Origin of the sequence: Candidatus Symbiopectobacterium sp. 'North America' (assembly GCF_015762685.1) — a bacterium.
Taxonomy (GTDB): Bacteria; Pseudomonadota; Gammaproteobacteria; order Enterobacterales; family Enterobacteriaceae; genus Symbiopectobacterium.
Genome location: NZ_PEHF01000058.1, coordinates 1 through 8,629 on the forward strand (window position 1 = coordinate 1; position 8,629 = coordinate 8,629).

Consider the following 8,629-nt stretch of genomic DNA (forward strand, 5'->3'; position numbering starts at 1 on the left):
TATAGGATTTATAGCCGTGCAAAATGATTCGTGATTCTATGCGAAAAAAATCGCCGCGCTACACAAAGGAGCGACAGCGCTATGAGTAACGACAACAGCGTCAACGTAGACATCAAACTGGGCGTCAACAAGTTCCATGCGGATGAAGGCCATCCACATATCATTCTGGCCGACAACCCTGATATGGCCGAGTTTCGTAAATTACTCAAAGCCTGTCCGGCAGGACTCTACAAGCAGGATGAAGCAGGGAATATCCATTTCGACTCTGCTGGTTGTCTGGAATGCGGTACCTGCCGGGTAATGTGTGGTGAAACCATTCTGGAAAAATGGGAATACCCGCATGGTACGTTCGGTATTGAATTCCGCTTTGGTTGATCCCTCCGCATAAGTGATAGACGGCCGCGCGGGTGGTCGTTAAACACTGAGATAAAAACACATGACCGTTTCAATAGCATTTAACGCTGAACGCCGGGCGTTATACCGTCAGCAAGGACTCTGGGAAGACGCTTCACTCGCTGACTATTGGCACCAAACACAAAGAGCCATGCCGGACAAGGTTGCCGTGATTGATAATCAGGGGACCTCTTACACTTATGCGGCACTAGACCGCACAGCAAGCTGTCTTGCACGTTTTTTACTTACCTGCGGAATCGAACCCGGCGATCGCGTCGCTTTTCAGCTCCCAGGATGGTGCGAGTTTACGGTTATCTATCTGGCCTGTCTGAAGGTGGGCGCGGTGTCTGTACCGCTACTCCCGGCCTATTGTGAAACCGAGCTGGTATGGATCCTCAATAAATGCCAGGCAAAAGTGCTGTTCGCCCCCACGTTGTTCAAGAATACCCAACCTATCGACAGAGCTATCTCTTTGTGTGGGCAGTTGCCTCATCTGCGACAAATGGTGGCCGTGGATAAGCTGGCTCCCGCCAATCCCACTACGCTGGCACTCAGTCAACTATTGCAAGATTTTGCACCACTGGAGACGCCAATCCGCGTGCACGGCGATGCATTAGCGGCCGTGCTTTTTACCTCTGGTACTGAGGGGGTGCCCAAAGGGGTAATGCTGACGCATAACAACATTCTTGCCAGCGAACGCGCCTACTGTGCGCGACTGAACCTGACCTGGCTGGATACCATCCTGATGCCCGCGCCGTTGGGTCATGCCACCGGCTTTTTACACGGTGTTACCGCCCCCTTTATCATCGATGCACGTAGCGTACTGCTGGACATTTTCAATCCGACAGACTGTCTGGAACTGCTACAGCAGGAGCGCTGTACCTGCGTGCTGGGTGCGACGCCGTTTGTCTACGATCTGCTGTGCTGAGTACAGCAAAAACCTTACGATTTATCATCGCTGCGCTTTTTCCTGTGCGGCGGCACCACGATCCCCAAAAAGATCACCCGTGATTGTATGCAGATGGGCATCAAACTGCTCAGCGTGTACGGTTCAACGGAAAGCTCACTGCACGCCGTAGTGAAGCTGGACGACCCCACATCCCGGATCGTCAACACTGACGGGCAGTCAGCGCCAGGCGTTGAAATCAAAGTGGTCGACAAAGCACGCAACACCGTTGAGTGTGGTGAAGAAGGTGAAGAAGCGTCGCGTGGTCCGAATGTGTTTATGGGTTATCTGGATGAACCGGAATTGACAGCGCGCGTGTTGGATGAAAATGGCTGGTATTACAGCGGTGACTTGTGCCGAATGGATGCTGACGGCTACATCAAAATCACCGGGCGTAAGAAAGATATCATCGTGCGCGGCGGCGAGAATATCAGCAGCCGTGAAGTCGAGGATATTCTGATGCAGCACCCGCGCATCCGCGATGCGGGGGTGCTCGCCATGCCCGATGAACGTTTAGGTGAACGCTCCTGTGCTTATGTGGTGCTTAACGTCCCCTACCATACACTGACGCTTGAAGACCTGGTTGCCTTTTTCAGCCGTAAACGTGTGGCAAAGTACAAGTACCCCGAGCATCTGATCGTCGAGAGCTTGCCACGCACCGCATCAGGAAAAATCAAGAAATACCTGCTGCGACAAGACATTCTGCAACGTCTCGGGCTGGATAAACACCAACATGTCTCCCCTTCGCGGTTCTCCGCCTGATCAAAAAAGCAAAGGCTCTCGATAAGAGAGCCTCACGCGCATTCCTCCTGCGCGTTAGCTACAACTCCGCCAAATAGCGTATAAGCCGAACTTTATCCTCTACTATCTGGGGCGCTTTAATCACATCGAATGAGCCGAACACCGGCAATATAGCAAAACCACAGAATTTATAAACAGAAGTCGTTGGGGAGAAAAGGTCTTCCAAGGAACGCCCGGCATAGAATCGTTGGACTGGATCATCAAATGCCTCTTTAGGCGTGTTCATGGTTAGCGAAAGCAGGAATTTTTTACCATGCAACTTGCCGCCCGATCCATATTGTTTACTCGGGTCGTTCGGTATACGCCCATCATCAATCAAAAAACTTTGCTGGCTCATGCCTGCCGTGAAGACCTCATCAACATATTTCTTGTAGATCCAGGGAGCACCAAACCAGAACACTGGTGACTGAGTGATAATAATATCTGCCCAAAGGTGTTTTTGGACCTCTTCATTAATGTTATAGCCCTTTTCAATATAAGTTTGCTGGATGTGGTATCCCTTTTTAACCATTTCATCCTTAATTAACGCGACATATTCTCGATTCAACGCTCCTTCGCTGAGGCCAGAATAAGTCTGATGTGCATTGATGATAAGCACGTTTTTTATCCGAGGCTGAGTTGCGTCAATAGCTCCGGTGGCGAAACTGGGTAACACCACAGCGGCAGTAGCTACCAATCCGGCTTTAATAAAGTCACGCCGCTCTCGAACCATGGCATCCTCGCTATTGGTTTGTTTGCTGGCAGATGTGCCGCAGTGGAACCGCCAGTTCTTATCCATCATGTCAATTCCTTTTACCGTTTTATAAAGAAAGACCCCGAAACCACGATGGCTAGAATAAGGAGGTATAGCTAACAAGGATGACAACGATCAGGATTTTTTCTGATGCAGAAGGCGAACACTTAGGAAGATTCCCCAAAAGGGGTGTGCAAGAATAATGGGATAAACGGCGCTATGATAAGGTAAAAACAAAAAAAGAACCTTTCGGTTCTTTAAATGTTGGAGCGGGAAACGAGACTCGAACTCGCGACCCCGACCTTGGCAAGGTCGTGCTCTACCAACTGAGCTATTCCCGCATCATGCTATAAATACTGGATATCGCAACACTATATAATATCAATATACATTGTTACTTGGTTAGCGTTGGCCACCAACCTGTCCATGGCGAGCATTTTACTGACCTACCCTGACCAGTCAATAAAATTATCCCTTAACGCTCATCAATTGCTGTTTTTTAAGACGTAGAGGTCAGGAATCCAGCAAATCACGCCACGCGGCACTCAAATACTGGAACATGGACCAAAAGGTCAACACGGCGGCAATGTAGAGCGCGATAATGCCCGCGCCTTCGACCATACGCTCAGGGCGCCAGAGTAGACCAACCAGTGCCAGCATTTGCGCCGTTGTTTTCACCTTTCCTACCCAAGACACCGCAACGTGACTGCGTTTGCCAATCTCAGCCATCCATTCGCGCAGAGCAGAAATAATGATTTCTCGCGCAATCATCGTGGCGGCTGGCAAGGTTATCCACCACGCATGGTAATGCTCGGCCACCAACACCAATGCCACTGCAACTATCACCTTGTCAGCCACCGGATCGAGAAAGGCACCAAAGCGCGTGGTTTGCTTCAAACGGCGCGCCAGAAAACCATCAAACCAGTCGGTAACCGCCGCGACCACAAAAATAAAGGCGCACAGCAGCGGTGCCCAATTAAAAGGGAGATAAAATGCCAGCACAAAGAATGGAATAAGGACAACGCGAAACAGAGTTAGCAATGTTGGTATGTTCAATTGCATAGTGATTGGCTACTTTGGCTGGTATCGGTTGGTGGATATGTTGCTACATTGTCCCTAGTGTTTCAATGCATGAAAGATTTTTTCTGCCAATGCATGCGAAATTCCTGGCACATTCGCAATGTCATCAATGCTGGCATTTAACAGTGGCTGCATTCCACCCAGGTATTTCAGCAGCATTTGCCGACGTTTTGGCCCAACTCTTTCAATCAGTTCCAGAGAACTGGTGTTTTTTACTTTTGCCCGTTTCTTTCGGTGCCCAGCGATAGCGTGATCATGTGAATCATCGCTAATATGCTGAATAACGTGCAGCGCTGGCGAATCTGCCGGTAAGGCGATCCCTTCCCCGGTCGCTTCGAAAAACAGCGTTTCCAATCCCGCCTTGCGCTCTGTCCCCTTGGCGACGCCAAGCAGCAGCGGTTTGCGTTTATCCCACGGCACATCCAGCTCATCGAACACCGCGAGCGCCTGCCCCAATTGGCCCTTTCCGCCATCGATAACAATCACGTCGGGAATTTTGCTCTCTTCCAACGCTTTACCATAGCGACGTTTCAGAACCTGGTTCATGGCCGCATAGTCATCCCCCGGCGTGATGCCACTGATGTTGTAACGACGATACTCCGAACGCAGCGGCCCATTAGCATCAAACACCACGCAGGACGCCACTGTCTGCTCCCCCATGGTATGGCTGATATCAAAACACTCCATACGCGCAATGTTTTCCAGATGAAGCACCTCAGCCAACGCTTTTAAACGCTGGTGGATAGTGGATTGCTGCGAGAGCTTGGTTACCAATGCCGTGGCCGCATTGGTGCGCGCCAGTTTCAAATAGCGGGCGCGATCGCCGCGCGGTTTGGTTTGGATATGAATACGTCGCCTCGCGACCTCAGACAGTGATTCTGCTAATACCTCTTTCTCTGGCAACGCAAAATCCAACAAGATTTCACTCGGCAGGGTGCGCGACAAACTGCCTTGCAGATAGAACTGCCCAACAAACGTCTGTACCACTTCCGCCAGCTCCGTTCCGGCCGGTACTTTTGGGAAATAACTACGGCTCCCCAGCACTTTTCCTTGACGAATAAAGAGCACATGCACACAGGCCATACCAGCATCAAAGGAAACGCCAATCACGTCCAGATCTTCGCCATCACCCGAAACAAATTGTTTTTCGGTGACGCGACGCACCGCCTGAATCTGATCGCGTATACGTGCCGCTTCTTCGAAATCCAACTGACGGCTGGCTACTTCCATACGCGCAACCAGTTGATTGAGCACCTGCTGGTCTTTGCCTGAGAGAAAAAGCCGCACATATTCTACCTGATGATGGTAGCCTTCTTCACTGACCAACCCCGCGACACAGGGGCCAAGGCAGCGCCCAATCTGATACTGAAGACATGGCCGCGAGCGGTTTCGATACACACTGTTTTCGCACTGGCGAATAGGAAAAAGCTTTTGCAGCAATACCAGCGTTTCACGCACGGCATTGCCGTTTGGAAAGGGGCCAAAATATTCCCCTTTGGCGTGCTTGGCACCGCGATGGACGGCTAATCGTGGGTGAGTATCGCCACTGAGAAAGATCATCGGGTACGATTTATCATCACGCAGCAATACGTTATAGCGCGGCTGATATAGCTTGATGTAGTTGTGTTCAAGCAGCAGCGCTTCGATTTCTGTATGGGTGATGGTGACATCAATCTGATGAATAGCCTTCACCAGCGCTTCCGTCTTACAGCTGGCAACGTTGCTGCGAAAATAGCTTGCGAGGCGCTTTTTTAGATCTTTTGCTTTCCCGACATAGATGACCGTGTTGCTCTCATCGTACATACGGTATACACCAGGCTGGCTGGTGACAGTTTTTAAAAACGCGGGGGAATCGAAATGTTCACTCACTGCTTAACCTTCGCTCACTGCCTGTTATTCACTGCTCATGGACGGCTCTGCGTTAAACAATCCGTGGCGGATAGCCAAATGTGTCAACTCAACATCACCACTCACATTCAGTTTGCTAAACATGCGGTAACGGTAACGGTAACTGTTTACGGTTTTCGGGCTCAGGCTTAACCGTTCGGAAATTTCCGTGACCTTTTGCCCCTGAGTGATCATCATCATAATTTGTAATTCACGTTCAGACAAACATGCCAGCGGGGTTTCAGTGTGCGGAGCCAATTGGCTCAATGCCATACGTTGTGCAATATCAGAAGCAATATAACGACTGCCCGCATGCACCGCGCGAATGGCACAAATCACTTCCTGCGGCGCAGCCCCCTTGCTGAGGTAACCCGCAGCACCCGCCTGCATGACTTTAGCAGGTAATGGATTTTCGGTGTAAATGGTTAGCATGATAATTTTAATTGCAGGCGCAAAACGCGCTATCTTGCGCGTGGCTTCCAGCCCACCGATTCCAGGCATGTTCATGTCCATCAAGACGACATCGACGGGATGCTGACGGCACCACTTAACCGCATCTTCACCACAGTGCGCCTCGCCAACCACCTTTAACCCTTTGGTGTCGTCGAGAATGTGCCTTATCCCTGTTCGCACCAGTTCATGGTCATCTACAAGAAAAACGCTAATCAAAAATTATTCTCCGAAAAGGGTGTAACGCTGAACACCACGCAACCGCAGATGGAAGCGACAATTTTTTGAGAAAATTATAAAACAGCGACATTTCACACTTACACGCTAAATAATTCATGTTGCAAGACAGCGACAAATGAGAAAAAACGTTTGTTACACATTCGAACAGCCTCTGCACTTGGCCGAAAGATGAACGTCAGAAACAAAGTTCATTAATCCTGACACTTTCTAAAGTCAGTGATTGGGGTCAACAAACGTAGCGACCGCGCGTGCAACGTGAAGTATGACGGGTATATCGACGTATATAGCAACAATAACCCAGTGTCGCTGAATCAGAGCAACAAAATACCTAAAACATCATGATACACATCAGTCACAGCCATGCCACATAAATTTGATGTTACCGCGGTAAGAGAGTAGTTTTATTCGTTATTCAGTAGATTGAGCACGCCGTGTTCATTGGCTTGGTATTGGACTCTTGCTATACACGGCAATAAAAAATCGCACATGTGTTAATTTAAACAGCCTTTACATTTTCTTTTAATCGTGTAGTCATTCCTTATTCTCATCTAGATGTCGATAAGATGACAAATACAATTGAAATGTATCACTCGCAACATTCACAATATATAATGCGAGCCTTGTTAGTTAAAAAAGATAAAAAAGTTGCGTTACGAACAGAAAAGCATCATTACTTCCCTGGCGTAATCAATCCAGCACCACCACGTAACGCACTGTGTTATACTCACGCTCATTCCAATGCCTCACTGCGAGAATGAGTCATCATGCTTAGCGCAGAATAAGGCGTTCCATAATATTGTGCTTGTTAAGGAGAGCGCATGAGCAACGTAGATTTTTCTACTGGCAAATCCGTTGAAACACTGGTAGATGAAGTAACCTGTTTAAAAGCAATGATTACGCTCCTGCTAAAAGCCATCGGTCAGGCTGATGCCGGAAAAGTGATCATCAATATGGAAAAGCAGATCGCTCAAATCGACGATCTAGCGCAGGCAGAAGTCTTTTCCACCACGCTGAAACAGATTAAACACGCTTATCGCCAATAACAATAGCTGGTTAAGTCTGGAGGCCAGATCCTTCTGGCCGTTTCTATCTCGGCACACCGTCTCAGTGTCACGTCTGACGTTCACTCATCAGCGTTTGCAACTTGAGCAACAGCGCGTGTTCCATCGATTTATAGTGCGTCAAATCCAGAACATAAACCTTATCGAACAGGCGTTTTCGGGAAAGTTGCTTGATTTCATCTACCAGCGACTTTAACTCACTGTAACACCCATTAATTTTGTACTCCGACGACTGCTCGCTACAGATAATCTCATGGATTACCTGACTGAGTGCCGAAAGAGGGATTACGGCATTCGGATCCTGATAGCTTGTTTCAACCACTGCCAAGAGTTTTTCTATCCCCATGAACCCCTCCTGATTGAATGAAGCTGTTGCATGACATATCTGGAGCGCTACGCTACGCATCAAGGCCAACAGCGCTTAAGAACGTGCAAGCCGTAGTGCGAAAAGTATAGCAGGTCTACATCGAACAGGATGCGCGAGGCACTCGTCAGAGATCCACATCGCGACAGAAACAACGCATTTTACGCAATCATTATCCCATCACAGCATAGAAACTATAATTCAACAGCTGAAGGATTATTTAATCAGGCAAAAAATACACAGCACATAAATAAGAGGTAAGCACTTCAATCCGTAAATTTGAATAATACAGTAAATAACGTTCCGATGAAAATCACTTATTATAAATGGCAAATAAAATAGCGAGGAATAAAGCAGTATGAAATGTTGGTGGGTCGTGCAGGGTTCGAACCTGCGACCTCTTGATTAAGAGCCAACTGCTCTACCAACTGAGCTAACGACCCAACGCCGTGGATTATTCTCCCGTTGCCTGCCGCTGTCAAACAGTTAATTCGATTTTTTTCTTTTCGCTTCCAACCATGAAAATCCGATTGTCGGCAAAAGCCGATTTTGTTAGTCTTGCCCGCGTTTATATCCATCATCTCAATTCCTAAATAACTTTGCATATTACTGCTCCACTTTAGCCAGCCCATGTTGATTACCGGGAAACGGTGAAGCGGCATTCATAAACAGTT

At 48.5% G+C, this 8,629-nt stretch carries 7 protein-coding genes, 2 tRNA genes and 1 pseudogene; 3 read left to right on the top strand and 7 right to left on the bottom strand.

Going from position 1 to position 8,629, the window contains the following annotated elements; all coding sequences use genetic code 11:
- Nucleotides 1–81: 81 nt before the first annotated feature.
- On the top strand, nucleotides 82–375 hold the full coding sequence (locus CS369_RS13170; RefSeq protein ID WP_196907451.1) for a ferredoxin family protein: 294 nt from the start codon (nucleotides 82–84) through the stop codon (nucleotides 373–375).
- Between the two features lie 61 nt (nucleotides 376–436).
- Nucleotides 437–2,101, top strand: a pseudogene (fadK, locus tag CS369_RS13175) (medium-chain fatty-acid--CoA ligase).
- A 58-nt stretch (nucleotides 2,102–2,159) separates the two neighbouring features.
- On the opposite strand, the gene CS369_RS13180 reads toward fadK, so the two are convergent.
- The 5 genes from CS369_RS13180 to uvrY all read right to left on the bottom strand — a co-directional run bounded on the left by CS369_RS13180 (nucleotide 2,160) and on the right by uvrY (nucleotide 6,509).
- Nucleotides 2,160–2,921, bottom strand: coding sequence for an NAD(P)H-dependent oxidoreductase (locus CS369_RS13180; protein WP_244664988.1), 762 nt, complete (start codon nucleotides 2,919–2,921; stop codon nucleotides 2,160–2,162).
- 217 nt (nucleotides 2,922–3,138) lie between these two features.
- Nucleotides 3,139–3,214 (bottom strand) — tRNA-Gly (locus CS369_RS13185).
- A 172-nt stretch (nucleotides 3,215–3,386) separates the two neighbouring features.
- Nucleotides 3,387–3,935: a CDP-diacylglycerol--glycerol-3-phosphate 3-phosphatidyltransferase gene (pgsA, locus tag CS369_RS13190; protein ID WP_196907452.1), complete on the bottom strand. Its 549-nt coding sequence runs from the start codon at nucleotides 3,933–3,935 to the stop codon at nucleotides 3,387–3,389.
- 54 nt (nucleotides 3,936–3,989) lie between these two features.
- Nucleotides 3,990–5,822 (bottom strand): excinuclease ABC subunit UvrC, encoded by a 1,833-nt coding sequence (uvrC, locus tag CS369_RS13195; RefSeq protein WP_196907453.1) that lies wholly within the window; start codon nucleotides 5,820–5,822, stop codon nucleotides 3,990–3,992.
- A gap of 24 nt (nucleotides 5,823–5,846) precedes the next feature.
- The gene (uvrY, locus tag CS369_RS13200; protein ID WP_196907454.1) at nucleotides 5,847–6,509 is read right to left on the bottom strand and encodes a UvrY/SirA/GacA family response regulator transcription factor; all 663 of its coding nucleotides are present in this window, start codon (nucleotides 6,507–6,509) and stop codon (nucleotides 5,847–5,849) included.
- 839 nt (nucleotides 6,510–7,348) lie between these two features.
- Between uvrY and CS369_RS13205 the strand changes: the two genes are divergently transcribed.
- Entirely contained in the window at nucleotides 7,349–7,573 is a 225-nt protein-coding gene (locus CS369_RS13205; RefSeq protein WP_196907455.1) for a DUF2594 family protein, read from the top strand.
- Nucleotides 7,574–7,640: 67 nt separating this feature from the next.
- Here the strand turns inward: CS369_RS13205 and CS369_RS13210 are convergent, their stop codons facing one another.
- On the bottom strand, nucleotides 7,641–7,937 hold the full coding sequence (locus CS369_RS13210) for a hypothetical protein (protein WP_196907456.1): 297 nt from the start codon (nucleotides 7,935–7,937) through the stop codon (nucleotides 7,641–7,643).
- Between the two features lie 385 nt (nucleotides 7,938–8,322).
- Nucleotides 8,323–8,398, bottom strand: a tRNA-Lys gene (locus CS369_RS13215).
- Between the last annotated feature and the right edge of the window lie 231 nt (nucleotides 8,399–8,629).